Origin of the sequence: Methylobacterium longum (assembly GCF_022179385.1) — a bacterium.
GTDB classification, from domain to species: domain Bacteria; phylum Pseudomonadota; class Alphaproteobacteria; order Rhizobiales; family Beijerinckiaceae; genus Methylobacterium; species Methylobacterium longum.
This window is the reverse complement of sequence record NZ_BPQS01000052.1, coordinates 1-25,257: the sequence shown is the minus strand read 5'-3', so window position 1 is coordinate 25,257 and position 25,257 is coordinate 1. Positions and strand designations below refer to the sequence as shown.

23 protein-coding genes are annotated in these 25,257 nt (G+C 68.7%); 11 read left to right on the top strand and 12 right to left on the bottom strand.

Features of this window, described 5'->3' with window-relative positions:
* Positions 1-134: 134 nt before the first annotated feature.
* Complete coding sequence (locus tag MFF58_RS26335; RefSeq protein ID WP_238292267.1) at positions 135-653, top strand: PAS domain-containing protein; 519 nt, start codon at positions 135-137, stop codon at positions 651-653.
* Between the two features lie 35 nt (positions 654-688).
* On the opposite strand, the gene MFF58_RS26330 is transcribed toward MFF58_RS26335, so the two are convergent.
* The 4 genes from MFF58_RS26330 to MFF58_RS26315 all read right to left on the bottom strand — a co-directional run bounded on the left by MFF58_RS26330 (position 689) and on the right by MFF58_RS26315 (position 4,089).
* A complete protein-coding gene (locus MFF58_RS26330) occupies positions 689-1,018 on the bottom strand; it encodes a hypothetical protein (protein WP_238292265.1) in 330 nt (109 codons plus the stop codon).
* Between the two features lie 475 nt (positions 1,019-1,493).
* Positions 1,494-3,101, bottom strand: a complete 1,608-nt coding sequence (locus MFF58_RS26325; protein WP_238292263.1) for a TadG family pilus assembly protein — start codon at positions 3,099-3,101, stop codon at positions 1,494-1,496.
* 59 nt (positions 3,102-3,160) lie between these two features.
* A complete protein-coding gene (locus MFF58_RS26320) occupies positions 3,161-3,607 on the bottom strand; it encodes a TadE/TadG family type IV pilus assembly protein (protein ID WP_238292261.1) in 447 nt (148 codons plus the stop codon).
* Between the two features lie 83 nt (positions 3,608-3,690).
* A complete protein-coding gene (locus MFF58_RS26315) occupies positions 3,691-4,089 on the bottom strand; it encodes a hypothetical protein (RefSeq protein WP_238292259.1) in 399 nt (132 codons plus the stop codon).
* A gap of 608 nt (positions 4,090-4,697) precedes the next feature.
* Here MFF58_RS26315 and MFF58_RS26310 point away from each other — a divergent pair.
* Complete coding sequence (locus MFF58_RS26310) at positions 4,698-5,306, top strand: PAS domain-containing protein (RefSeq protein WP_238292257.1); 609 nt, start codon at positions 4,698-4,700, stop codon at positions 5,304-5,306.
* Between the two features lie 189 nt (positions 5,307-5,495).
* On the opposite strand, the gene MFF58_RS26305 is transcribed toward MFF58_RS26310, so the two are convergent.
* Together MFF58_RS26305 and MFF58_RS26300 are read right to left on the bottom strand one after the other, a co-directional pair.
* Positions 5,496-6,104 carry a PAS domain-containing protein gene (locus MFF58_RS26305; protein ID WP_238292255.1) on the bottom strand — a complete coding sequence of 203 codons (609 nt, stop codon included), beginning with the start codon at positions 6,102-6,104 and terminating at the stop codon, positions 5,496-5,498.
* A 492-nt stretch (positions 6,105-6,596) separates the two neighbouring features.
* Positions 6,597-6,839: a hypothetical protein gene (locus tag MFF58_RS26300; protein WP_238292253.1), complete on the bottom strand. Its 243-nt coding sequence runs from the start codon at positions 6,837-6,839 to the stop codon at positions 6,597-6,599.
* Positions 6,840-7,282: 443 nt separating this feature from the next.
* Here MFF58_RS26300 and MFF58_RS26295 point away from each other — a divergent pair, with 443 nt between their 5' ends.
* Positions 7,283-8,065: an SDR family NAD(P)-dependent oxidoreductase gene (locus MFF58_RS26295; protein WP_238292251.1), complete on the top strand. Its 783-nt coding sequence runs from the start codon at positions 7,283-7,285 to the stop codon at positions 8,063-8,065.
* A 109-nt stretch (positions 8,066-8,174) separates the two neighbouring features.
* Here the strand turns inward: MFF58_RS26295 and MFF58_RS26290 are convergent, their stop codons facing one another.
* From MFF58_RS26290 to MFF58_RS26280, 3 genes are all read right to left on the bottom strand, one after another.
* Positions 8,175-8,750, bottom strand: a complete 576-nt coding sequence (locus MFF58_RS26290; protein WP_353959822.1) for a PilZ domain-containing protein — start codon at positions 8,748-8,750, stop codon at positions 8,175-8,177.
* A gap of 136 nt (positions 8,751-8,886) precedes the next feature.
* Positions 8,887-10,557: a putative bifunctional diguanylate cyclase/phosphodiesterase gene (locus tag MFF58_RS26285; protein WP_238292247.1), complete on the bottom strand. Its 1,671-nt coding sequence runs from the start codon at positions 10,555-10,557 to the stop codon at positions 8,887-8,889.
* 2 nt (positions 10,558-10,559) lie between these two features.
* Positions 10,560-12,374 (bottom strand): ATP-binding protein, encoded by a 1,815-nt coding sequence (locus tag MFF58_RS26280; protein WP_238292245.1) that lies wholly within the window; start codon positions 12,372-12,374, stop codon positions 10,560-10,562.
* 623 nt (positions 12,375-12,997) lie between these two features.
* Here MFF58_RS26280 and MFF58_RS26275 point away from each other — a divergent pair.
* From MFF58_RS26275 to MFF58_RS26265, 3 genes are all read left to right on the top strand, one after another.
* Complete coding sequence (locus tag MFF58_RS26275) at positions 12,998-13,240, top strand: hypothetical protein (protein ID WP_238292243.1); 243 nt, start codon at positions 12,998-13,000, stop codon at positions 13,238-13,240.
* Positions 13,241-13,276: 36 nt separating this feature from the next.
* The gene (locus MFF58_RS26270) at positions 13,277-13,492 is read left to right on the top strand and encodes a hypothetical protein (RefSeq protein WP_238292240.1); all 216 of its coding nucleotides are present in this window, start codon (positions 13,277-13,279) and stop codon (positions 13,490-13,492) included.
* An 84-nt stretch (positions 13,493-13,576) separates the two neighbouring features.
* Positions 13,577-14,857, top strand: a complete 1,281-nt coding sequence (locus MFF58_RS26265) for an O-acetylhomoserine aminocarboxypropyltransferase (RefSeq protein ID WP_238292238.1) — start codon at positions 13,577-13,579, stop codon at positions 14,855-14,857.
* 186 nt (positions 14,858-15,043) lie between these two features.
* On the opposite strand, the gene MFF58_RS26260 is transcribed toward MFF58_RS26265, so the two are convergent.
* Positions 15,044-16,831 (bottom strand): acyl-CoA dehydrogenase C-terminal domain-containing protein, encoded by a 1,788-nt coding sequence (locus MFF58_RS26260; protein WP_238292236.1) that lies wholly within the window; start codon positions 16,829-16,831, stop codon positions 15,044-15,046.
* Between the two features lie 296 nt (positions 16,832-17,127).
* On the opposite strand from MFF58_RS26260, the gene MFF58_RS26255 reads away from it, so the two are divergent.
* Together MFF58_RS26255 and MFF58_RS26250 are read left to right on the top strand one after the other, a co-directional pair.
* On the top strand, positions 17,128-20,373 hold the full coding sequence (locus MFF58_RS26255; protein WP_238292234.1) for an SEL1-like repeat protein: 3,246 nt from the start codon (positions 17,128-17,130) through the stop codon (positions 20,371-20,373).
* 151 nt (positions 20,374-20,524) lie between these two features.
* Positions 20,525-20,962 carry a DUF3429 domain-containing protein gene (locus tag MFF58_RS26250; RefSeq protein ID WP_238292232.1) on the top strand — a complete coding sequence of 146 codons (438 nt, stop codon included), beginning with the start codon at positions 20,525-20,527 and terminating at the stop codon, positions 20,960-20,962.
* A gap of 69 nt (positions 20,963-21,031) precedes the next feature.
* On the opposite strand, the gene MFF58_RS26245 is transcribed toward MFF58_RS26250, so the two are convergent.
* Complete coding sequence (locus tag MFF58_RS26245; RefSeq protein ID WP_238292230.1) at positions 21,032-22,246, bottom strand: NADP-dependent isocitrate dehydrogenase; 1,215 nt, start codon at positions 22,244-22,246, stop codon at positions 21,032-21,034.
* Between the two features lie 207 nt (positions 22,247-22,453).
* Between MFF58_RS26245 and MFF58_RS26240 the strand changes: the two genes are divergently transcribed.
* Complete coding sequence (locus tag MFF58_RS26240) at positions 22,454-23,227, top strand: RNA methyltransferase (protein WP_238292228.1); 774 nt, start codon at positions 22,454-22,456, stop codon at positions 23,225-23,227.
* On the opposite strand, the gene MFF58_RS26235 is transcribed toward MFF58_RS26240, so the two are convergent.
* The gene (locus MFF58_RS26235; RefSeq protein WP_238292226.1) at positions 23,228-23,413 is read right to left on the bottom strand and encodes a hypothetical protein; all 186 of its coding nucleotides are present in this window, start codon (positions 23,411-23,413) and stop codon (positions 23,228-23,230) included. It lies immediately after the preceding gene.
* A 127-nt stretch (positions 23,414-23,540) separates the two neighbouring features.
* On the opposite strand from MFF58_RS26235, the gene ccmA reads away from it, so the two are divergent.
* Both ccmA and ccmB read left to right on the top strand, forming a co-directional pair.
* Positions 23,541-24,179 carry a heme ABC exporter ATP-binding protein CcmA gene (ccmA, locus tag MFF58_RS26230; protein ID WP_238292224.1) on the top strand — a complete coding sequence of 213 codons (639 nt, stop codon included), beginning with the start codon at positions 23,541-23,543 and terminating at the stop codon, positions 24,177-24,179.
* The gene (gene ccmB / locus MFF58_RS26225; RefSeq protein ID WP_238292222.1) at positions 24,176-24,844 is read left to right on the top strand and encodes a heme exporter protein CcmB; all 669 of its coding nucleotides are present in this window, start codon (positions 24,176-24,178) and stop codon (positions 24,842-24,844) included. The genes ccmA and ccmB overlap by 4 nt, the downstream gene beginning before the upstream one ends.
* The last annotated feature ends 413 nt before the right edge of the window (positions 24,845-25,257 follow it).

The window sequence follows — 25,257 nt, the reverse complement described above, 5'->3', positions numbered from 1 at the left end:
AAACAGCCGGTCGGTGCATGCCGCGAAAGTTACCCAAAAATCTTTTGTGGTCGCAGTCGCTGCCGCTGGCCGCGCTCAGCATCGGCGTCTGGGAAACCGATATCGAGGCTGACCGGACGCGCGGCGATGCGGTCATGGCCCGGCTCTTCGGTTTGTCGGAGGCCGAGGCCGCCGAGGGCGTCGCGATCGCGCGTCTCCTGGCGATCTTCCATCCGGACGATCTAGAGCAGGATCGGGAGCGTCGCCGCCTCGTGGTGGAAGAGGGCGGCGTCTTTGTCTGGGAGCACCGCGTCGTCCCGGCCCAGGGCGTCGTGCGTTGGGTTCTGGCACGCGGATGCTACCAGCGGGATGCCAGCGGGCGGATGTACGGGCGCGGCATCATCCTCGACGTGACGGATAGCCGGAGCGACGGACACACCGACGGGCCGGCGCGGTTCCTGAGCGCGCGCGAGGGGCCGGGCTCCGTCCTGGAGCGCATGACCGAGCGGGCCCTGGAGATCGAGCGCATGGGGCGCGACCTCGATACCGAGGCTGCCAAGTCGATGCGACCGCTGATCGAAAAGCTGCTGCACGAGCTCGGGCGGCAGATCGCGGCGACCCTCGTGCAGGCGCCGCCTTCATCCGAATCGGCCTCCGGACTGACGGTGCACTGACCGCGGCGCTGTTGTCCGGCTCCGCGCCCGCCGCGTCAACGATGCGGAGGGGCTGCGTCCTCCCGATCGGCCGCAGCCTGCACGAGGGTCAGCAGCCCGCGGCGCGTTCCCGGATCGCGGATCAGCGTGTAGGCGTGCAGCAGTGCCACGCAGTCGCAGTCAAGATCGGGCAAGTCATCGCCATCGGCTCGGCCGATCGGGCTGTCGGCATTGGACGGGCTGTACAGAACCGAAGGCGGCACCTGAAGCGCCTCGGCGATCCGCCGCAGGAGTCGGCCGCTGGCGGAAATCCGTGTCGACGCGGGGCCAGGAACATCCTCGCCCAACGGATCCGTGTCGGGCTCTGATATGATCGGAGGCTGCATCTTCGATCTCATCCGGCCCCCCGGGGTCAACGCACGACAACGCCCAAGACAAGCATTGCTGATTTGCATCGCAGCGCCATCAATAGCGTATAACACGTCGTAGTTGCAAGTGCGCAGCTATAACCACTCTGAATTTTATTGATTTCGCGTTTAGTTGGATTGACATGGGTTAATTGCCTAGCCGCGCCTTTGACGACGGTGGCGACGAGACGGTCGTCCACAGGCCGGTTCGATCGCGGACGCCGACCGTCGACACGCGCAAACACTCCGACGCACCGCGTGCCGGCGTCGAAATCGAATCGCAGCTCCGCGCGATTACCGCGGCGCCGCTTGGTTTCAAGACTGTCGTGAGCCGCGGTCGCCGGAGGTTTTTCTGGAGGCCGTCCTTGTTCATCGGCTGTGTCGCCATCGAACCGGCAGTCGGATCCTTCGATCAATCCTCTAAGGGGCGTCGACAGGGGGCCGGATCGAGCCGTTACTGCACGAGGACGGCCTGATCGCAGCGGGTCCCGTCGACCGTGACATCGGCGTAGCCCAGCCGGATGCCGAGCAACGCCAAAACGTTGTCGAGGATCTGGTCGAGGGTGGGAGTGACGGCGGACAGGACCGGCAGCAGCAGCGGCTTCAGCAGCGTCAACAGGACGAAATCCAGACCATCGACGCTCAGTGACAGGTTCTGGATCAGGCTGCCGGTGAGCGACGTGGTGAGACCCGTGGAGGTGACGCTTCGGGTGACGTAATTCGTGATGTCGCTGTCCGTGAACGTCAGGGTCTGCGGGCTGGGCGAGGCCACGGTGGTGCGGGCCAGTCCCTTCACCCAGATCAGCGGCAGATTGATCAGTGCGGCGGGCTGCGTCAGGTCGGGCGTCGCGGCGCCCACGGCGATCGCCGAGGGCGACACCTTGGCGACCGCCAGCGTGAACAGGCCGGCCTGGGCGTCGAGGGTCACCTTGCGCGGGCTCGCCGCCGACCACGGGCAGGTCACCGACTTCAGCGTCGCCGTCGCAGGTGCGATCTCGGCATAGATCGGGAGGTTGATGCTGCCGAGGCCGAGGGGCGCCGTGATCGTCACCTCGATCAGCAGTCTCGTCTGCGCGGTGTGGATGGTGGCGTTGCCGGTGCCGGGCTGAACCCAGCTCGAGCTCTGACGCCGCTCGCCGACCGCCAGTGTCACCCGCGCGGAGAGCAGGCCCGGCAGTCCGGCGCCAAGATCGATCGCGATCTGGCGCTGCCCGTTGGCGATCGACGCGGCGTCGGTGATGAGCGCGAGCAGGGGGACCTTGGGACCTACGCTGCCGCGCGCCGGGCCGAGATTGGCGGCATCGCCCAGGTCGACGATCTGCGAGACTGGAACCGTCGCGCCCGCGGAGCCAGTCAGGTTGCCGAGGAGTGTGCCGAGCGCACTCAGCACCGGGGCCGCGTTCATCTCGCCGCGCGCCGCCACCTGAAGGGCCGGGATGATCTGGCCGATGCTGGCATTGCTCTGGAGGACGTCGTTGTAGGTCGCCGCCTGGAGGTTGAGGCTGGTCGAGAGCGCGTCCAGGAATCGAAAGGCATCGACGCGGGCCCCCACCAAGGCGTTGTAGTCCATCACGCTGAGCGACAGCTTCGCGCCGAGCATCGCGCCGAGCACCGCGTTGGCGATGCCGCCCTGCAGGGCGACCGTCCCCGAACCGATCGAGAAGGCGACGAACTGGGCCTGCGCCGCCGTGCCGGTGACGCTGATCGGCACGACCGGGGCGAGGCCGACCGCCCGGGCGAAATGCGTGCGCACGGACGTCTGAAGGGCGACGCGGACCGCGTTGGTCGGACTGACGCCCGACTGGAAGCGGCTGGCGGGGGCGACCTGCGTCCTGGCGGCATAGGCGCCCGCCGTGACCACGACCGGGTTCCCCGCGCTGTAGCCGTTGTCGTTGAGGGATTGCCGAGCCAGAGCGTCGGCCCGGCTGGGGTTCGCGGCGGCGAGCATGGCGGCGACGTCGACGGCGCCCTGCGCCTTGCGCCGAGCCTGGACGACCACGCCGAGATCGATGCCGATCGCGCTCACCCCCATCAGCAGGGCGCTTCCGAGCGCGACGATCACCGCGACGTTCCCGCCGCGCTCGCGTCCGAAACAGTCTCTGCGACGCGTGCGCTCCGTTCTCACAGCCCCCCCTTCCGCACGCTGACGGTGCTGCGCAGGACGTGGGGAAGCATCGGAAGCAGGCGCGAGAAGGCGTTGATGCCGAGGCTCGTGGCGTCGAACGTGATGGTGACCGTATAGATCGCGGCATCATTGGGATCGGGGCCGACCTGCACGGCAACGCTGCCGGGCCGGAACATCGCTCCCGAGGCCAAGCTCCGATCGACGGTGCTCTGCGCCAACGATGCGCGCTCCGTGTCCGTCACGCCGGCCACGGAGGCGCGTGCCGCCTCGGCGGCGATCTGGCGGAGGTTGTGGGCCGCTCCGAGGCAGATGCCGAACACCGTGATGCCGGCGAACAGGCACAGGAGCACCGGGGCCACGAGGGCGAATTCCACCGCCGAGCTACCCCGGCGGCAGGTCCATCCAATGCGCGCCCCGCGCCGCAGCAAACGTCGCCAGGCCATCGACCTGCCCTCCGCGTGTGCGCAGCCCGGTGGCTGCACAACCCATGGTGGCGTCTACTTCCTAACCAACGGTTGCATATGTCTTAGAAAACACTACTCAAGACTGCGACAACGTTGGGTTGCACCTTCTTGAAGGTCGCCTTCGCCGTGCTGAGACCGGTATCGTCGAGCAGATCGATGGCGATGAACATCGGTGCCCCGATCACGCTTTCCGCCGTCGCGGCTCGATCGACGGCGGCTTGTCGGGCCATAGAGCGAAACTCGGCGCCCAGGAATCCTCGGTGAACCACTTCGAGGCCGCCCTCGGCCGCGTGATCGGCTGAAAGGATCCCGATCGCCGCGAGCGCCGCTGCACGTCCGAGGCGAAGACTGAACTGGTGGACGGCGACGGCCCGCTTCTGCCCCAGGAGCGCGGTTGCGCTGAGTCCGACGAGGCTATTCGCGATGGAGACGCGAATGATGCAACGGTCCGACGCCGGCATCACAAACCTGCGGATCGAGGATGCAATTATCAGTTGCAGGTCCAGCCGGCCTCGCCAAAATGGTTGAAGACCGAGCCTCGGGCCTCGGCAGGACGTCGCCGCATGTCCGGCTTTCGTCGGCCGGGGATGTCCCGTCTCCGGTCTGCCCGCTGGAGTGCTGTGCGGCAGCTCCGAAGACGCGGGTCGACGAATTCCGCTCCCCTGTACCCCCCACTTTGAGCCTTCCACTGTCCTGCGGCTTGAGAGAACTGGCACGCCTGATTGTCAGCGTCAGAATGGCAGGCCACCAATTTGCACGGGATCAGCACACGCCGGTGACCCGGCCTCGGTCTTGTGCAGCCGCTCGTTGGTTGCTCGTCGTCGATTGGATCGTGCGCCCGACTGTGCTGTCTGACGACCGCGCGAGATACGCCTTCTCTATCAATCGCCGCGGCTTTTGCTCGTACGGGCAAGAAGCAGATGTCGCAGAGGCGACGCAGGTATTAACGCTTTGTTACTGAGCGCGGTCGTGTCAATCACGCAACAGTAGGTTCCCATCGCTATGTACATCTTGCGGTTGCAGGCACCGCCGCGTATGTTTGCGTCATGATTTGAATACGAGTCTTGCAATGCGGAAGCTCAAATCCTTCAGCGGCCAGACCTGCCCTGAAGCATTCCAACTGGCGCTCGACGCGCTCGACGTGATCGGTCGTTGGGAATGGGACGCGGCGACCGACCACGTGCGCGCCGACGGTTTCGTCGCGCTTCTCTTCAACATCGACCCCGAGGAAGCGGAGAGCGGCGTTCCGCTCGCCACCTACAATGCTGCCATCCACGGCGAGGATCGAGAGCGGGCCGCGGCCCAGCTGAGACGCAGCGCCCAAGAGGGCAGCGCATATCTCACCGAGTACCGCGTGATCTCGATCGACGGACGCACCCGCTGGGTGCTCGCGCGCGGCCGGTTCACCAGCGACCACACCGGAAGGCTCCTGGGCGGAAGCGGCATCCTCGTCGACATCAGCCGGATGCGGATGAGCGAGGGCACCTTCAACGAGGTCGAGTCCTACGCGGAGGAAACGCCGCTGGAGCGGGCGGCCGACCATGCCATCGCCGCCCAGTATGCGATCATGGAAATGGCGGATCCGGAGTTGAAGGTCTACGCGGATGCGCTCCTGGTCGCGCTCGGGCGAAAACTGGCGCAACAGGAGGTTCAGAACCGACACCGGCATATGAACTGAACGTCAGACACGACGCCGGATGGCGCCGACGCACCCTCCGTGCGGTCGGGTGCGGACGTGATCCCTGTCGAGGTGGGCGTCTGTCGAGACCGACGGCGTTCGAACATCGCGCGGCTTCGCTGAAGCGCGAGCCCGAGTGCCCCGCGGCGGCCCTGCCGGTCGCGTCGCGGGTTCCGGCGGCAATCCGATTCAGTTCATGTGCCTGCGTCGCTCCTCCGTCTCGCGCTGGGCGAGGCGGCGCCCCACAGCCATGAGCAGTGCATCCGCGAGGATCTTCAGGGTCGGATCCTCCGATTCCACGATCGCCTGCTGCGCGGCGATGAGGAGATCGGCCGCCCGATCCAGGGGCACGCCGCCCGAGGGGACCTCGACGTCGTCGAAGGTGCCCTCGCTCATCCGCATCCGGGTGACGTCGACGAGGATGCCGCCTCCGGCGACCGCCTTGCCGCTACGGTCGCGGGTGAACCGGCCGCGCGCCAGCACCCAGCGCGTCCGCCCATCGATCGAGATGACACGGTACTCGGTGAGATAGGTGCTGCCTTCCTGCGCGCTCCGCCGGATCAGCGACAGAACCCGCTGCCGATCATCGGCGTGGACGGCTTCGACGTAGGAGGTGAGCGGCACGCCTTCCTCCGCCTCCTCCGGCGCGAGATTGAACAGCAGCGCCACGAACGCGTCGGAGCGCACACGATCGGTCGCCGCATCCCAGTTCCACCGACCGATCACGTCGAGGGCGTCGAGGGCGTGCTGGAACGCGTCGAAGTTCGTCTCGACGTCGCGGGGTTTCGACTTGGACATCGCGCAACCCGTCTCCAGACCGAAGGCAGACCCGTGTAGCGAACGCGTTTATACAACCTCAAAAAGAACGTTTCAAACAATGCAGCTGTTGCGTGTGGTGCGCTACTGAGCCTCGACGCGTCGGTTCTGGCGCGAGGGTCAAACAACGCTCGTACACCGACGAATCATCGCCGCGCCGGAATCCGTCGACGGACGCACAGGCCCTAAGACAATCGCGAATAGCCGGCGCACCTGCGCTCAGTCGCGGCAGGGCCGATACAGATCAGAGCGGTCGCAGATAATGACAGGTCGAGACGCCGGCGGAAGCCACGGAGGCTGACGTTCATCCCGGAAGGAGCGGCGGCACGTCGAGGCGGCCGCCTGGCGCGCAGGCGCTCAAACGGGCGCGAACGGCGCCCTGATCAGGGTGCCCAAATATCCGAGCGCTGTCTCCGCGCCGCTTGTACAGGCCTTGGGGGATCTGTTCGGTACCGGGCCGTCGGAAAGCCGCGTTTACAGGGCGGCATCCTTGATCCCGGCTGCGGTGCGCGAAACCGCGGAGGTGGGGCGCGTGCTGGTCAGACGCTCGCGCAGGTAGAGCAGCAGTGCGGCGACGAACACTCCAAGGCTACCTCCCGCCGGCGCGGCCAAGAGCGCCAGCAGAAGACCGAGATGCCAACAGACGCTCAGCGCGATGATGGCTCCGATGTATCCGCTTCCAACCAGAACGATGAGGTAGCTTGGCCGTCCGCGCATGTTACCTCCGGCTTTGGGTTTGCTCATCTACAAGTTGCATTCTGCACGAGCAAACGAATTTTGTACGTAGCGTGTTCCCAGATTAGCGGCGACGCGTTCGAGAGAGATTAACCGCCACGCTCGCGTGAAGGGGGGATGGCGGTCAGCCCGGCGCGGCCACCCGCGGACCCGACACCGCGCTCTCGTCGATTGCGCACACCACGGCGCCGGGCCCGTCGGCACCGAATCCGGGTGCCGCCCCGTGTGTGTGGCCCGGCCGCCGGGCGCGGGGGCCATCCGCTCTGAGGACCGGGCCGCGGGGGGCACCGTCCACGGGACAGATGGCCGGAACGATGCGCGAAAGCGTACCGCGCCGGTTGCGCGCCCGCGCGATGCCGGCATACGACCCGCTGTGACAAACCCTTGTGCCGCCGGAGCGCGGCCGCTGTCCGAGGAGACGATCCATGAGTGAGACCCGGGATCGCACCGCCCTGGTCACGGGTGCCGCCCGCGGCATCGGACGCGCCGCCGCGGCGCTGTTCCTCGCGGAAGGCTGGCGCGTCGCACTCCTCGACATCGACGGGCCCGGCGTCGAAGCGGCGACCGCCCGCCTGGACCAGCCCGAGCGCACCCTGGCGGTGACGGCCGACGTTTCCGATCCGGCGGCCGTGGCCGCCGCCATGCGGCAGGTCGCGGATCGGTTCGGGCGCCTCGACGCGTTGGTCAACAATGCCGGAATCGCGATCTTCAAGCCGCTGACGGAGACCACCTTCGAGGACTGGTCGCGCGTCCTCGCGGTGAATCTGTCGGGACCGTTCCTGTGCACGCAGGCGGCCATCCCGCTCCTCGCCGAGCGCGGCGGCGCGATCGTGAACATCACCTCCATCTCGGGCCTGCGCGCCTCGACGCTGCGGACGGCCTACGGCACCAGCAAGGCGGCGCTGGCCCAGCTCACGAAGCAGCAGGCGGTCGAGCTCGGACAGTTCGGGATCCGCGTGAACGCGGTCGCCCCGGGTCCGGTGGACACGGCCATGGCTAAGGCCGTCCACAGTCCGGAGATCCGCGCGGATTACCACGACGCCATGCCGCTCGGACGCTACGGACTGGAGGCGGAGCTCGCCGAGGCGATCGTCTTCCTCTGCTCGGACCGCGCCGCCTTCGTCACGGGTCAGCAGCTCGCCGTCGATGGTGGGTTCGAGGCGACCGGCATCGGGCTCAAGACGCTGCGACGGGAGCGGCGGGACTGAACGGTCGCCGGGTCGCAGGAGATCCGGCACGAGACCATCGGAGCCCGGATATCTCGACGGCCCGCCGGCCGTGCGACGGCGCCCCGCGGTCAAATCCCGGGTGGTGCCGTCAGAGTCTGGTGCTCTCATCGACGGGACTCGGCCCCAGGGGCACCAGGAAGGCCGCGCCGACGCCGCCCTCGATCTGCCGGGTCACCGTCGCGCGGTGACGACCGACGGTGATCGGCTGCCCGATCTGAAGCCGCTCCTGGATGAGCAGTGCGACGCCGGATGCCGAGAGGTTGATGATGTGCGCATGCACCGACACCCCGTCTCCGAGCACGACCTGAACGGCGGTATGTTCGGGTACGACCCGGCGGCTGACGCGGACAGAGTTCGACTGTCGGGCCTGCTGCTGGCTCAGGGCGATCAGGCGACGCGCGATCGAGCCGGGCGACGGGTTCTGTCCCGTGACGCGAACCGCGAAGTCGCACTGGTTCGCGCGGATGACCATCGCTTCGAGACGACCGACATCCCGGATGTTGCACGTCAACGGATGATCGACGTGCGGCGTGACGATCGACTTCAGCTGGATGCCCATCGCCGAGACATCGACGGTCACCGCGTGGAACTCGACGCCGTCGGCCCCCCAACAGAGGGCCGGAAGAGCGACAGAATATCGGGGAGATGATCGACGGTCGGGCACGGCCGGATGACCGCTACAGTACTGCCCTCGACACAACAAGCGGAGAGATCGCGCCTGCGGCGATAACCGTTGTCCGGCAGCTGTATTAACGCTGATCTACAATCATAGGCTGCAGAGCCGACGCTCGGCTCCCGTCCTAGGCCCGCCGCAGCAGGCCGGGCGCGCGGAAGTCCGACGTGCGGCTCTGGGAGCCGCTGCCCCGGGAAGCGGAGCCCCGCGGATCGGCGAGACGGATCTGATCGATCAGGAGCGGCCTGGCGTAGTAGTATCCCTGGGCACAGCGGATCTGCGTCGCCCCGAGGAGGTAGGCGACCTCCTCGTAGGTCTCGACGCCCTCGGCGACCACCGACATGCCGAGGGCCAGACCGAGGGATTCGATGGCCTTCAGGACGATCTGACTGCGCGGCCGCTTGTCGATGTCGGTGATGAAGGAGCGGTCGATCTTCAATTCGTCCGCGGTGATCTCCGCCAGGGCCGCAAGCGACGAGTAGCCGACGCCGAAATCGTCGATGGAAACCCGGGCTCCGATGGCTCGGATGCGGGGCAGGACCTCGCTCTGGAAGCGGCCCTTGGTGAAGAAGGCCTCCTCGGTGAGTTCGAGCACGAAGCGCGGGGCCATGCCGGTCTCGCCCAGGGCGTCGCAGAAGGCGGCCATGAACGGGACGTCGCAGGCCTGCTTCGCGGCGATGTTCAGGCTCACGGACACGTCCGGCCCGAACACCTCGTCGATGTCGGGCATCGCCTGCACGGTCTCGGCCAGAACCTGGAGCGTGATCTCGTTGATCAGGCCGAGCTCGATGGCGAGCTCGATGAAGTCGCCGGGGGCCTGGATCATGCCTTGCTCGTCGCGCCAGCGCAGGAGCACCTCGACGCCGAGCACGGCATGCGTGCGCATGTCGACCTTGGGCTGGAACGCGCAGCAGAAGCAGCGGTCCCGGATCGCCAGCCGCAGGCGCTGCTCCACCGCCATGCGGGCCGTGGCCGCATGGCTCATCGTCTCCTCGAACAGGCTGACGCCGCCCTTCACCCCGCCCTTGACCCGGTACATGGCATTGTCGGCCTGCCGGCGCAGAACCTCGTAGGTGGTTCCGTGCTCGGGGTAGAGGCTCAGGCCGATCGACGCCGAAGCGAAGATCTCGTGGCCGTCGATGAAGAACGGCTGCTTCAGACGTTCGGAGATGTCGAGCACCGCCGAGAGGGTACTGTCCTTGTCGGCGATCGGATTGAGCAGCAGGACGAATTCATCGCCCCCGATCCGGGCGAGGAGGTCGCTCGGGCAGAGGGCGCCGCGGATCCGGTCGGCGACCTTGCGCAGGAGCGCGTCGCCGGCCGCGTGGCTGTAGTAGTCGTTGATGTGCTTGAAATTGTCGAGGTCGATAAAGGCCAGGGCGAACCGCGCCTCCGGGGTTGCCTCGGCGATCAGTTCCTCGATGCTCTGCTCGAACATGGTCCGGTTGGGCAGGCCGGTGAGCGCGTCGATGAAGGCCCGCGCGATCAGATCGCGCTGCATTGTGTGGTGATGCGTGACGTCGGCGATCGTGGTGAGCGTGTAGCTCTCCCGCTCGGCCGAGACCAAGCGCGTCGAGGTCTCGACCACCTGCGTGCCGACCTCCTCGACGCAGATCCGGTCCGGCCGTTCGAGGGCGGACGCCGACAGGTCGTCGACGAGCTCGCTGCCGAGCGCCCGCGCGGCCGCGTTCGCCAGGATGCAGACCCCCTGATCGTCGTGGACCACGACGCCCACCGGGAGCGCCTGGATGGCGGCTTCCAGCAGGCTCCGCCGGTGACTCGGCGCGACGTCGCTCACGCTCAGCTCTGCTGCCAGAGGGCCTTCGCGGCGCGCAGACCGGTCTCGGCCGGCGCCTCGGCGGCATCCAGGGGACGCCGGAGCAGGCGCCGGTGCACCTGTTCGAGCGCGGCGCCGTTGCCGTCGGCGCCCGGCTCGCGGGCGAGGCGCGCCAAGCCGGTGAGATCCGTGTCGCCGCCGCCCGACTTGCTCATGGTGGCACCCCGCCAGCGCTCGACCACGGCGCCCACGAAGGCCGCACCGGCGATCATCTCGCCCGACCCCGGAGTGCGCCCGCTGATGTCGTTGCGCGGCTGCCGCTCCGGGGGCAGCGGATGGAACTTCATCCGCGCCGGCATCGGCACGCCCTCGCCGAAGGCGATGACCTCGCCGGTGCCGAGGGACGGCACGAAGCTCAGGAGATTCACGGCATCCGAGACGGCCGCCGCCAGGAAGGCTTGGTCGCGGTCGTTGGTCATCCGCATGGCGAACAGGGTGCTGCACTGGGACATGATGGTCGCGTCGAGTTCGGCCGGCCGCTGGGTCACCAACCCGAGGAAAACGCCGTGCTTGCGCCCCTCGCGGGCGATCCGCGACAGGGCGCGGCGCGTGGGCGTGAAGCCGATGGAGCGGTCGGCCGAGGCGTAGCGGTGGGCCTCCTCGCACACGAAGAGGAGCGGTATCGCGCCCTCGCTCCAGATGCCGAACTCGAACGCCATACGGCACAGGACGCAGACGACGGCGTCGATCACCTCCATGGGCAATCCTGCCAACTGCATGATGGTCATCGGGCGCCCGTCCGGTTCAAGCCGGAACAGGTGCGCCACGATCTCGCCCATCATGTCGCCGCCGACATTGGCGTTCTCGAACATGAAGCCGTAGCGGGGGTCGTTGCGGATCGCCTCGATGCGGGTGATCAAGCGGTGGTAGTGCATCCGCGAGACGCGGTTCTCCAAGCGTCCCATCCGCTCGTCGATGAGCGAGATCAGGTCCTGCAGCATGTAGGGAACCGGCGTGTCGACGGTGTACCCGGCGCTCTTGCCGATGGACCGCTTGACGATCTGCCGGTCACTCGCCTCCTTGTACTGGACGTACTTGCTCTTCGCGAGCGGGATCACCTCCGCCAGGATCTCGATTTCCTCGTCGATCGCCGGGCGGCCGCCGTAGATGACGTCGGCGATCTCTTCAAGGTTGAAGAGCCAGAACGGCAGCTTGAGATTGTGCGGGCTGATGATGCTGGCGCGGTCGCCGAAGCACGAGGCGTACTCGTTGTGCACGTCCAGCAGGAAGATCCGCACGTCCTGCCGCGTACGCAGCACTTGGTCGAGGATGACCGCGACGCCGCTGGACTTGCCCACCCCGGTCGTGCCGAGGACGGCGAAATGCTTCGTCAGCAGATCCTCCACCTTGATGCAGGCCGGCGTCTCGGGATCCTGGTAGAGGGCGCCGACCGTCGCGGTGCGCGATCCCGTAGCTTGGTAGACGACGCGCAGGTCGCCGGGCGGGAGCAGATCGACCGCGTCGCCGATCGCGGGATAGCAGGCCACGCCGCGCTGGAAGCTCTTCGCCCCATCCTTCAGGACGATCTCGCCGAGGAGATCGAGGCTCGCGACGGCGCCGGGCTGGCCACCGGCCCCCGACGCCAGGGTCGTGATGATACCGATCAGGTCTGCGGCGCCCGCCTGGATCCGGACGAAATTGCCGACGGTGACCCGCACGTTCGGCCGGCCGTTCTGGCCGGCAAGCGCAAGATGCACCTTCGACCCTTCGATCGAGGTCACCGAGCCCAACCGCGACGCCAGAACGCCGTTCCGGTTGTCGCCGTCACCATTCACCATCGTCCATTCCCCGGCCAACATCGGAATTGGCCTGAAGCTGGACGAGTCTCATTAAAGAACCGACAAAAACCGCCGATGCGGCCAGCGATGCTTAATGTTAAGCTTACACACTCGGATGAAAAACGGCTTGTCCGTGTGAATACACGCCCTCACGGCACGTGCCATCCTCGGTTGTATCGATCGCTCTTCAGGCACAACAACCCGTAAGCGATATCGGCGAAGCGAAGCGATACCGGCCGACCTCCGGTTAGCTGGAGCGGGTGACGTCGAAGTGCTCGCGCATCCAGCACTCGCCGGAGATCCGCGCGCCGTTCGACGTCACGAACGCGTAGGGCGATTCTTCCACGATCGCGCCGCCGCGGGCCCGTATGAGCCAGCGGTAGCATCGCGGGTCGTCCGCACACGGGACAATCTCGACTGTATGGGCGCGCACTGACATCGTCGACATAAGGCATTAACGGCTGAGCCGGGCTTTTCGCTCCAATCGCGCCGCGCGGAGGGTTACTGAAGTTCGGCCGGCGACCGCCCCATGGCCCGCAGGCTGGAACCTTCCGAGCCGCGTTCCTGTTCGGGCGGGTTGACGCGAGGCGGTGCAGACATCAACCCGGAGAGATGGAAACGGCATGCCGATCAAGGCCCTGAACGACCGCAAGAAGCTGTCCAACGAATTCAACGACGCCCATGACGAGTTCATCGACGCGGTGCTGGAGGCGTTCCGGGACGGGACGTTACCGCTCGATCTCGCCCGCGCGTATCTCGCGCATCCCGTCGCCATGATGCACACCGACGGCGCCCAGGCGGTGGCCGACTACTTCGCGCGCATCCTCGCGCAGCGGCCGAACATCGACTGGACGCCGGGCAGCTGATCACCACACCGGCAGAAGCCGGGGGAAGGACCGACGATGACGACCGACGAGATCGAGGATCTGAACCGTGCCCGCGCCGCGCTGGCGCGCCAGAGGAACGCCATTTCCCGACGCCTGGGCGGACTCGACGTGGCGCCGATCTCCATGGCCGAGGACCTGACCCGCACGCTGCTCGCCATCGAGGCCGTGGACCGTGCGCTCGTGGATGCCGGGCAGCCGCACGTCGACATCGGCCACATGCCGGAGGTGTAGAGGCGCGGTCCGGGCCCGTACCGGGAGCTTGCGTCGCCCTCCCGCGCGGGCGTACAGCCGCGGGTGCTCCGAGGAGAACCGACGATGACCGACCGCCTGCCCGGCTTCAACACGCTGGCGATCCACGCGGGCGCCGCCCCCGATGCCGCGACGGGCGCGCGGGCCACGCCGATCTACCAGACCACGAGCTTCGTGTTCGACGATGTCGATCACGCCGCCTCGCTGTTCGGGCTTCAGGCCTTCGGCAACATCTACACGCGGATCACCAACCCGACGAATGCCGTGCTGGAGGAGCGCATCGCAGCGCTGGAGGGCGGCACCGCGGCCTTGGCGGTCGCCTCCGGCCACGCCGCCGAGTTCCTCACCATGCATGCCCTGATGCAGCCGGGCGACGAGTTCGTCGCCTCCAACAAGCTGTATGGCGGCTCGATCAACCAGTTCAACCATTCCTACAAGAACTTCGGCTGGTCGGTGGCCTGGGCCGACAACGACGATCCGGCCTCGTTCGAGGCGGCGATCACGCCGCGCACGAAGGCGATCTTCTGCGAATCGATCGCCAATCCGGGGGGCGTCATCACCGACATCGCGGCGCTGTCGCGGATCGCCAAGAAGCACAACATTCCGCTCGTCGTCGACAACACCATGGCGACGCCGTACCTGATCCGGCCCTTCGAGCACGGGGCCGACATCATCGTCCACTCGGCCACCAAGTTCCTCGGCGGCCACGGCAACTCGATCGGCGGCCTGATCGTCGATGGCGGCTCGTTCCAGTGGGCGGGCGACGCCCGCTACCCGATGATGAGCCAGCCACGGCCGGAATATTCCGGCATGGTTCTGGCCGAGACCTTCGGCAATTTCGGATTCGCCATCGCGTGCCGGGTGCTGGGCCTGCGCGACCTCGGGCCGGCCCTGTCGCCGTTCAACGCATTCCTGATCCTCACCGGCATCGAGACCCTGCCGCTGCGGATGCAGCGCCATTCCGACAACGCGCTGACGGTGGCGCGGCACCTGTCGACGCATCCGGCGGTGTCTTGGGTGAGCTATCCGGGCCTTGAGAGCGACCGCTATCACGAGCTCGCCCGGCGCTACACGCCGAACGGGTGCGGCGCCGTCTTCACCTTCGGGCTGAAGGGTGGCTACGACGCTGGCGTGAAGCTCGTCTCCAGCCTGCAGCTGTTCTCGCACCTCGCCAATATCGGCGACACGCGCTCGCTGATCATCCACCCGGCCTCGACCACGCACCGCCAGCTCACCGACGCGCAGAAGACCGCCGCCGGCGCCGGACCCGACGTGGTGCGGCTGTCGATCGGCCTGGAGGATCCGGCGGACCTCATCGAGGATCTGGACGCCGCGCTCGTCGGCTGAGGGGTGCTCGCCTCCTGGGGCAGCGCCGTCGTCGCCAGTACGGTGACGCTGACCGGGCTTACGCCAGGATGACGCCGCCGCGCTGACCGCGTTGTGCGCGTCGCGCTCGCGACGGCGACGGCGACGGTGCGGAGATGCCGAACCGATGCCGGCCGCCGCGCGCGGGCGCGGCGACCGGCTGGAGGCTCAGAACGCGTCCGCCATCAGCGCCATGGTGCTCTCCGAGCCGGCCTTGATCCGCGAGAGGCGCAGGCCCGTCTCCGGCAGCATCCGCTCCATGAAGAACCGGCCGCTCGTGAGCTTCGACTCCCAGCGCGGGGAGGGCGCCTCGGCATGGTTGGCCAGTGCCGCCTTGGCGATCCGCGCCCACATGTAGCCGAGGGCCACGAGACCGAAGAGGTGCATGAAGTCGGTGGCGCCGGCGCCGGCATTGTCGGGCTTCGAGAATGCGTTCTGCATCAGCCACATGACGGCGCCCTGGAGGTCGTTCACTCCGGCCTGGAGCGGCTTGGTGAACGGCGCCATCGCGGGATCCTCGCCATGGTCCTTCAGGAAGGTCTGGACCTCGCCCAGGAAGGCCATCATGGCCCGGCCGCCGTCCTTGGGCAGCTTGCGGCCGATCAGGTCCATGGCCTGGATGCCGTTGGCGCCCTCGTAGATCATGGCGATGCGGGCATCGCGCACGAACTGCGACATGCCCCATTCCTCGATGTAGCCGTGACCGCCAAGCAGCTGCTGCGCCTCGACGGCGTTGGCGAACCCCCGATCGGTGAACACGCCCTTCACCACGGGGGTCATCAGCCCGAGCTGATCGTCCGCGGCCTGGCGCTCCTGAGCATCCTCCGAGCGGTGCAGGATGTCGGCCTGGAGGGCCGTCCAGAGCATCAGCGCCCGGGCCGCCTCGTTGAAGGAGCGGATCTGCAGGAGCGTGCGGCGCACGTCGGGGTGGACGATGATCGGATCGGCCGCCTTCTCGGGCGCCTTCGCGCCGGTCAGCGCCCGGCCCTGGAGACGGTCCTTCGCGTAGGCGGCGGCGTTCTGGTAAGCGACCTCGGACTGGCCGAGCCCCTGGACTCCCACCGCCAGCCGCGCCTCGTTCATCATCACGAACATGGCGTTGAGGCCGCGATTCTCCTGTCCGACCAGCCAGCCGGTGGCGCCGTCGTAGTTCATGACGCAGGTGGCGTTCCCGTGGATGCCCATCTTGTGCTCCAGGGAGCCGCAGGACACGCCGTTGCGGGCTCCGAGCGAGCCGTCCTCGTTCACGAGGAACTTGGGCACGACGAAGAGCGAGATGCCCTTCGTTCCGGCGGGCGCGCCCTCGATGCGGGCGATGACGAGATGGACGATGTTCTCGGCGAGGTCGTGCTCGCCGGCCGAGATGAAGATCTTGGTGCCGGTGAGGCTGTAGGAGCCGTCGCCGTTGGGCACCGCCTTGGTCTTGAGAAGCCCGAGATCCGTGCCGCAATGCGGCTCGGTGAGGTTCATGGTGCCGGTCCAGGCCCCCTCGACCATCTTGGGCAGATAGCGCGCCTTCTGCTCCTCGGTCCCGTGGACCAGCAGCGCCGCCATCGCGCCCTGGGTCAGGCCGGGATACATCCCGAAGGCGAGGTTGGCGCCGGAGGTGAATTCCTGGATGGCGGTGTTGAGGGTGTGGGGCAGGCCCTGGCCGCCATAGGCCTCAGGCACCGAGAGGCCCATCCAGCCGCCGGTCGCGTAGGTGTCGTAGGCCGCCTTGAAGCCGCTGGGTGCGCGCACGGTGCCGTCGGTCTCCCGGCGGCAACCCTCGACGTCGCCGGTCCGGTTGAGCGGGGCCAGCACCTCCTCGGAGAGCTTGGCGCCCTCGCGGAGGACCGCCTCGACGACGTCCGGGGATGCGTCGGCGAAGCCGGCCAGGTTGTCGCGGGCGTGGAAGCCCAGCACGTCGTTGAGGAGGAACAGCGTGTCTTCGACCGGTGCACGATACTGCGGCATCTCTGGCATCCCCAGTGTGCGGGCCTCTCGGAGCGGCCCGCAGCGGTTGCGCCATGTAACCGTCCGGCGCCCTCCCGAGCAACGGCTCGGCCTCGCTGCATGGCGACGCAAGGCCGGCCGGCGGCGGGCAATCGGGTGGCAACGATTACCGCACCCGCCACCCCTTAACCTCGTGTTTACCAAGAAAGTTAATGGTCACGCTCGAACGATCCGATGCGCGCGTTCCGTGGATACCGATCAGCGGTTCCCGCTCCGCACCCAGGATTGGACGCCGAACTGCCGACGATAGGCCCCCGATGACCAGCACCGCGATGCCGCAGCTCGACAGTTTCGATCCCGAGGTGCTCGACGCCGCCCGGGACGTGGCGGCGCGGGCCGGCGTGCCGCTGGAGACCTGGATCGCCTCGGTGGTCCCGCAGTCGAAATCCGGCGGTCCGGGCAACCGCCGCCAGCGTCGCCGTCACCGGGCCGAGCAGCTCGCCCAGCCGATGCCCCGATCCGACGTCGCCCCGGAGCTCGACCGGCAGGTCGGCGCGTCCGGCGTCGCGGAAACCTACGGTGACGGCCTGGCCGCACTGATCCACCGTCTCGAGGGCCTCGACCGGGCCCTCGATGAGGAACGCCGCAGCGTGCAGAATGCCGAGTCGCGGCGCCTGGCCGAGATCGAGGCGCGGATCGAGCGCGCCCTGAAGGCGGCCCCCGTGCAGGAGGTGACCGAGCGCCTGGGCGACATCGAGCGCCGCATGTCGCAGCTCGGCGAGCAGGTCGCCGCCACCCGCCAGCCCGGCCGTCGCGGGCGCCCCGCCCCGGGCGACATCCGCAGCGCCGTGCAGGACATCCGCCAGCGGCAGCGCGAATTGTCGACGACCGCGGCCTCGCCGGCCGATCCGGATGGCGGCGTCGTCGCCAGCATGCGCATGGACCTTGCCCGCCGCCTCGAGGCGCGGATCGAGGAGGTGGCCGGGCCTTCCGCCGCCCTGGCCGAGCTTCAGGACGAGACCGTGCGCCTGCGCGAGGCGATCACGCAGCTCGCCACGAGCCGGGACATCGTCGCCCTGGAGGAGGCGGTGATCTCCCTGGCGAGCGGCGTCGAGCGGGCGCAGGCCGGCACCGACCTCACCGCCATCGCGGCGCCGATCGAGCAGGTGCGGGCGCAGGTCGAGCGCTTGGCCGAGGAAGTCGCCGAGAACGTCCACAGCCGCGTCGCCGAGGATGTCCGGCGCCTCGCGGAGCGCCTGGACAGCGTGGCGGCGACCGGAGCCGCCGGCCGGGACGACCACACGCTGACCGGTCTCTTCGGCGAACTCGAGGAGATCCGCCGGCTGATCGGGGCACTGGCCGGTCCCGAGCGCATCCAGGGGCTCGCGCAGAGCCTCCAAGCCGTCAGCGCGCAGATCGCCGAGCTGCAGCGGGTCGGCACGAATCCGGATCTGCGGCCGCTGCTCGAGGAGATTCGCAGCGACGTGAAGTTCGCGGCGCCGGCGGCGCTCGCCGGCCAGATCCAGGCGCTTGCCGAGAAGGTCGACCTCCTCTGCGCCCGTGAGGACTGGGCCGAGCACGCCGCCGACGGGGACATGTCCCGCCCCGGCGAGATGGCCTCGATCCACGCCATGCTGCGCAACCTCGCCGAGAAGGTCGATCAGGTCGGCAGCCGCTCGGAGCACGAAGGGCTCGACGCCCTGGAGAAGCAGGTCGTCACCCTGGCGGGCCGCCTCGACGCGCCGCACAGCGCCGATCCCGCCCTGGCCGGCCTCGAACGGACCATGGGTGACCTGCTGCGGCAGGTGACGGCCCTCCGGGAGGCGGCGCCCAGCGAAGCCGCCGTCGAGCGTGCCGCGCGCAACGCGGTGGCCGAGACTCTGCAGGGCTCCGGCATCGCCGCCGCGGAGACCGGCGAGATCGGGCTCCTGCGCGCCAGCCTCGCGGACATGCAGGCACGGCAGGTCGCCTCCGATCAGCGCCTCGGCGCCACCCTTGAGGGCGTCCAGTCCGCCCTCGAACGCCTCCTCGTCCGGCTCGGCCCCGCCGAGGCGATCACGGCGCGGGCTCCGTCCCTCGACGAGCGGCTGATGTCCTCGACCAGCGCGGAGGTGGCCCCCGTCCCCGCCGAAGGCCGGATCGTGGCACGCCGCGACGTCGCGGAGACCCCGCGGATCGCCGACGATCTGCTGGAGCCCGGCAGCGGCCGCCCGGGCCGCGAATCGCGCGGCGGACGCGAGTCGTCCGCGCGCCGGTCCGGCACGGAGCGCCCGACGGCTGAGGCCGGCGGAGAGGCCGACATCAAGACGAGCTTCATCGCGGCGGCCCGCCGGGCCGCCCAGGCCGCGCAGGCGGAACTGGCCGCGGAAGCGCCCGCGGAGCGCCGGGATGGCCGCGCCCAGAAGGCGACGCCGCAGGCTGCCGCTGAGGAGGGCCGTTTCGGCCGGCTGCGGGCCGAGATCGACCGGCGGCGCCGGCCGCTGCTGCTCGGCCTCGCCGCCATCGTCCTGGCGCTGGGGGCACTGCAGGCGATCAGCCTGCGCAGCCCCGAGGAGCCGCGGCGCGCCGCTCCCGTGAATCAGCCCGCACCCGCCCGCGAGGAGCCCGCCCGGGATCCCTCCAAGGACTCTTCGAAGGACGCCGCGAAGGACACCGTCAGGGACGACGCGAAGGAGGGCGCGAAGGAGGGTGCCAAGGACGCGCCGAAGGACGCCTCGGCAGCCAGACCGCCGGCGGCCGATCCGACGACCACGCAGGCCCTCCCGAACCCGCTCCCGGCCGAGGCCCGCCCGTCGGCGGTCAGGACGTCGGTGCCCCAGGTGTCCGGGATGGGCACCCTGCAGGGCGATCTCAGCACCCTGCCGCCGGCGCTGGCCAAGGTGAAGCTCGCCGCGCTGGAAGGCGACGGGACGGCGGTGTGGGATCTCGCGACGCGGGAGGCCGACGGCCGCGGCATGCCCCGGGATCTCGCGACGGCGACCAAGCTCTTCGAGAAGCTGGCCGTCGCGGGCTACGCGCCCGCCCAGTACAAGGTCGCCGGCCACTACGAGAAGGGATCCGGCGTCGTCCGCGACCTCGAGAAGGCCAAGCTGTGGTACGGCCGGGCCGCCGAGCAGGGTCATGCCCGCTCGATGCACAACCTCGCCGTCCTCCACGCGGAGAATCCCGGCGCCAACGGCAAGCCGGACTTCGCCACGGCGGCGTCCTGGTTCCGCCAGGGTGCCGAGTTCGGCGTCCGTGACAGTCAGTACAACCTCGGCGTCCTCTACGCACGCGGCCTGGGCCTCACGCAGGACCTCGTTCAATCCTACGCTTGGTTCGCCGCCGCCGCCGCCCAGGGCGACGACGACGCCGCCAAGAAGCGCGACGACGTGGCCAACAAGTTGAGCCCCGCCGACCTCGCCAGCGCGAAGAGCCTGGCGACCAGCTTCAAGCCGCGAAAGATTGACGCGGCGGTGAACGAGCCCCCGGCTCCGAAGGCGGGCGCATCCGCGCCGATGTCGCTCCTCGGTGCCCCGACGCCGAACGCCGTGGCCTTCACGGCGCCGCCGCGGCGTACTTAACCTGCGGTGGTACGCCGCCGGGCTCCCGGCGTCGGGCCTCCGCACCGAGCTTGACCGCCGTGCCGCGATGCGGGAACGCTCCGCCCGGGTTGGCATCAGGCCGAAATCGGATTGCACGGTACGCCGGCCCACACCGCTTCTCGGAGGATGGATGGCGAGCCGGAACCAAGTGCCGATCAGCGCCATCGTGCTCGGCGTGGCCGGCCTGATCCCGTTCCTGGGATTCGCCGCGCTCGCGGTTTCGGGGACGGACGGGGGCCTGAGCAGCATCGGGCTGTCGCCGCGCACGATCCTGTCCGCTTACGGTGCGGTGATCGCCTCGTTCCTCGGCGGGATCCGCTGGGGTGCCGCGGCGGCGCGCAACGCCGGCAACGCCGACTACGTCCTGGCGATTTTCCCCTCGCTCGTGGCCTGGGCCGCGCTGGCCGCACCCGCGCCCTGGGACCTGCGCGTCCTGGGCGGTCTCGTGCTGGCCTGGGGCCTCGTCGACCAGGACCTGCCCCGCCGCGGCCTCGCGCCGCTCTGGCTCGGCCGGCTGCGCCTGGTGCTGTCCGGCGTCGCCGGCGCCGCCCTTCTCGTGGCCGCCTGAGGGCGAACCGCCGTCCCGAGGAACGGCGGGCGTCCGGGACGCCCGCCGGTTATCATTGAGACCGACGCCTCAGGCGCCCATCGCGGCCTTCAGATTCTGGTCGACCCGGTCGAGGAAGCCCGTGGTGGAGAGCCACTTCTGATCGGGTCCGACGAGGAGCGCGAGATCCTTGGTCATGTGGCCGGCCTCGACGGTGTCGACACAGACCTTCTCCAGGGTTGCCGAGAACTTCGCGAGATCGTCGTTGCCGTCCAGCTTGGCGCGGTGAGACAGGCCCCGGGTCCAGGCGAAGATCGAGGCGATCGAGTTCGTCGAGGTCTCGCGGCCCTTCTGGTGCTCACGGTAGTGCCGGGTGACGGTGCCGTGGGCGGCCTCGGCCTCGACGGTCTGCCCGTCCGGCGTCATCAGCACCGAGGTCATCAGGCCGAGCGAGCCGAAGCCCTGGGCCGCGGTATCGGACTGCACGTCGCCGTCGTAGTTCTTGCAGGCCCAGACGTAACCGCCCGACCACTTCAGGCAGGAGGCGACCATGTCGTCGATCAGCCGGTGCTCGTAGGTGATGCCGAGGGGCTTGAACTTGGCCTCGAACTCCTCCTCGTAAACCTTCTGGAACAGGTCCTTGAACCGGCCGTCATAGGCTTTGAGGATGGTGTTCTTGGTCGACAGGTAGACCGGGTACTTGCGCGCCAGGCCGTAGTTCAGTGACGCCCGGGCGAAGTCGATGATCGACTGGTCGAGGTTGTACATCGACATCGCGACGCCGGCCTCGGGGAACTTGAACACCTCCTTCTCGATGACCGTGCCGTCGTCGCCCTCGAACTTGATGGTCAGGCGGCCCTTGCCGGGCACCTTGAAGTCGGTGGCGCGGTACTGGTCGCCGTAGGCGTGGCGGCCGATCACGAAGGGCTGGGTCCAGCCGGGCACGAGGCGCGGCACGTTCTTGCAGATGATCGGCTCGCGGAAGATCACGCCGCCCAGGATGTTGCGGATCGTGCCGTTGGGCGAGCGCCACATCTCCTTCAGGCCGAACTCCTGCACCCGCTGCTCGTCGGGCGTGATGGTGGCGCACTTCACGCCGACGCCGTGGCGCTTGATCGCCTCGGCGGCGTCGACCGTCACCTTGTCGCTGGTGGCGTCGCGGTGCTCGACCCCGAGGTCGTAGTACTCGAGGTCGACGTCGAGATAGGGATGGATCAGCTTGTTCTTGATCTCGGCCCAGATGATCCGGGTCATCTCGTCGCCGTCGAGCTCGACGACGGGGTTCGCTACCTTGATCTTCGCCATGGACCGTTGCCTTCTCGCGTTGTTCCCGCACACGGCCTGCAAGGGTCGTGCGGTCGCCTGCCCAAGACCGTTGGGCCAGACCGTCGGGTCGGAATCGCTCCGCGACATAGCGCGGCCCTTCCGGCGACGAAAGGCGCGCACTGTCATCCGGGCGGCTTCGTCACCCGGCCCTCGACGGGCCGGGCCCCGTCATGCCAGAGGGCGGCCATGACGAGCCGCGACGCGCAGGGCGAAGCCCCGAGGACAGTCACCGAACTCCCGCCGGGGATCGCCCCCGCGGTGATCCTCGTGGAGCCTCAGCTCGCCGAGAATATCGGCATGACCGCCCGCGCCATGGCGAATTTCGGCCTGTCGGAGCTGCGCCTCGTCAACCCGAAGAACGGCTGGCCGAAGAAGGGCGTGCGCGAGGCGGCCTCCGGTGCCACCCACGTGCTGGACCGGGCGACGATCCACGGCAGCGTCGCCGAGGCGATCGCCGACCTCACCTTCGTGCTCGCCACGACGGCGCGCGAGCGCGGACAGATGAAGCGCGTCTTCGCGCCCGAGGACGGGATGGCCGAACTCGTCGCTCGGGAGGGGCAGCGCTGCGCCGTCATGTTCGGCCGCGAGCGGGTGGGGCTCACCAACGACGAGGTGTCCCTCGCCGACGCGATCGTGACGTTCCCGGTGTCGCCGGATTTCCCGTCGCTGAACCTCGCGCAGGCGGTGCTGCTGATCGGCTACGCGTGGCGGCAGGCCAGCGGCCGGGCCCGGCTGCCGTTCTCCGGAGAGCTCCTGTCCCCGCCCGCGACGCGGGAGGCGCTGATCGCGCTGTTCGGGAGCCTCGAGACCGCGCTCGACGCGGCCAAGTTCTATCCCCCGGAGAAACGCGACATCATCGCCCGCAATATGCGGGACATGCTCCACCGCATGAGCCTGACTGAGCAGGACGTGCGCACCTTCCGCGGCGCGCTGCGGGCCTTGACGCGGAAGGGCGGCTGATCAGCCGGAGGCGGGCTCCATATCTGGCGGCTTGCCGCCGCCGAAGCAGCGGCCGACCGCGTCCCAGAAGGCAGCCTGCTCCTCGGCCGTGCACTCGGCCATCCGTGCCTCGACCTTGGCGCGACCGGCCACCGCGTCGGGTGTCGCGGCGACGTCCGCCTCGCTCGGGTTCATCGCCTCAGGCATGGGCAAACCTCCGTTGCGGGACGAAAGCCCGAGCTGGACTGTGGTTCCGTTCCGCTGTGCAATCGGGCATGGAGACGACGACGATTGCTGGCGCCGTCCGTCGGCGGGGAAGAGGGCGGTGTATCGGGTGCGGCTCAGCGTGGACAATCTGGCCTGCCGCCGCTCCGGGCGCCGCATCTTCTCCAACCTCTCCTTCACCCTCGGTCCCGGTGACGCCCTGGCGGTCACCGGCCGGAACGGTGCGGGCAAGTCGAGCCTCCTGGCCATCCTCTCGGGCCGGCTGCGGCCGGATGCCGGGGGAATCGCCGTCGCCGATGTCGGCGAGGCGAGCCTGCCCGAATGCCTGCACGCTGTCGGGCATCGCGACGGGCTGAAGAGTTCCCTGACCGCGGGGGAGAACCTCCTGTTCGCCCAGAGGCTCCTGGGCGCGCCGCGCCTGACGCCCCGCGACGCGCTGGAGCAGCTCGGCCTCGTTCACGCCCACGACCTGCCGGTGGCCTATCTCTCGGCCGGCCAGCGGCGGCGCGTCGCCCTGGCGCGGCTCCTCGTCTGCGCCCGGCCGCTCTGGCTCCTGGACGAACCCACCGCCGCCCTCGACACCGCCTCGCAGGCGGTTCTCGCCGGCCTGATGGAGCAGCATCGGGCCGGCGGCGGCCTCGTGATCGCCGCGACGCACCAGTCGCTCGGTCTCGCTGACGCCGCGGAGTTGCGCATCGATCGGGCGGCCGCGGCGCCGGTCGCGGACGCGCTGGAGGATTGGGCATGATCCGGGCCGTCCTGGCCCTGATCGCCCGCGACCTGCGCCTCGCCGGCCGCGTCGGCGGCTCGGGCGCCCTGTCGCTGGTCTTCTTCCTCATGATCGTCGCCCTGGTGCCGTTCGCGCTGGGGCCCGACCTCAACCTGCTGTCGCGGATCGGCCCGGCGATCCTGTGGCTCGCCGCCGTGCTGGCGACGCTGATCGGCCTCGATCGCCTGTTCCAGGCCGACGAGGAGGACGGCTCCCTCGATCTGATGACCGCCGCGCCGGTGCCCCTCGAACTCGTGGTGCTCGGCAAGGTGGCGGCGCACTGGCTGACCACGGGGCTGCCCCTGGTCCTCGCCGCGCCGCTCTTCGGGCTCCTCGTCGCCCTCGACGGCACCGCCATGGGCGCCACCTCCCTGACGTTGCTGGCCGGGACGCCGGCCCTGAGCTTCATCGGCGCGGTGGGGGCGGCGCTGACCGCTTCGATCCGCCGGGGCGGCCTGATCCTCGCCGTGCTGGTCCTGCCACTGATGATCCCGACGCTGATCTTCGGCGTCTCGGCCGCTCAGGCGGCGAGCGGGGGGACGGTGCCGTTCCTGGTGCCGCTGGCGGTACTGGCCGCGCTGACGCTCATCGCCGCCGTGGTCGGGACGCTGGCGGCCGCGGCGGCGCTGCGCTGGCCGGAGTGAGATTTTCGCGGCAGGCACAGCACCGCCGCTCTGAAGATCTGGGCCTGCAACACCTGGAACATCCACCCCCTAGGGTATTTAGCCATGGATGTTGCAGGATAATCCCGTCACGTATCAAGGCCTACAGGTCGACAGACCGATTAAAATCCAAGATGATCATCGCATAAAATATAGATTTTAGTCTTAATCAATCCACTGTTGTACTTAACGGCTAGCCTGCGGGATTTATGGGATCAACGAGACGTTTCATGAGAGATGATGTGGGCGCATACCAATCTTCATAGAGAGACGACAATCCAATTACTAGAGCGTTTTCGGTTTAATCGGGGTCGTATCCTGCGGCGGCGAAGAAGTTGGCGCACTCGTCGGGGGTGATGGCATCCACCAAGCGGCCGATGGCGGCCCAGAGCCCT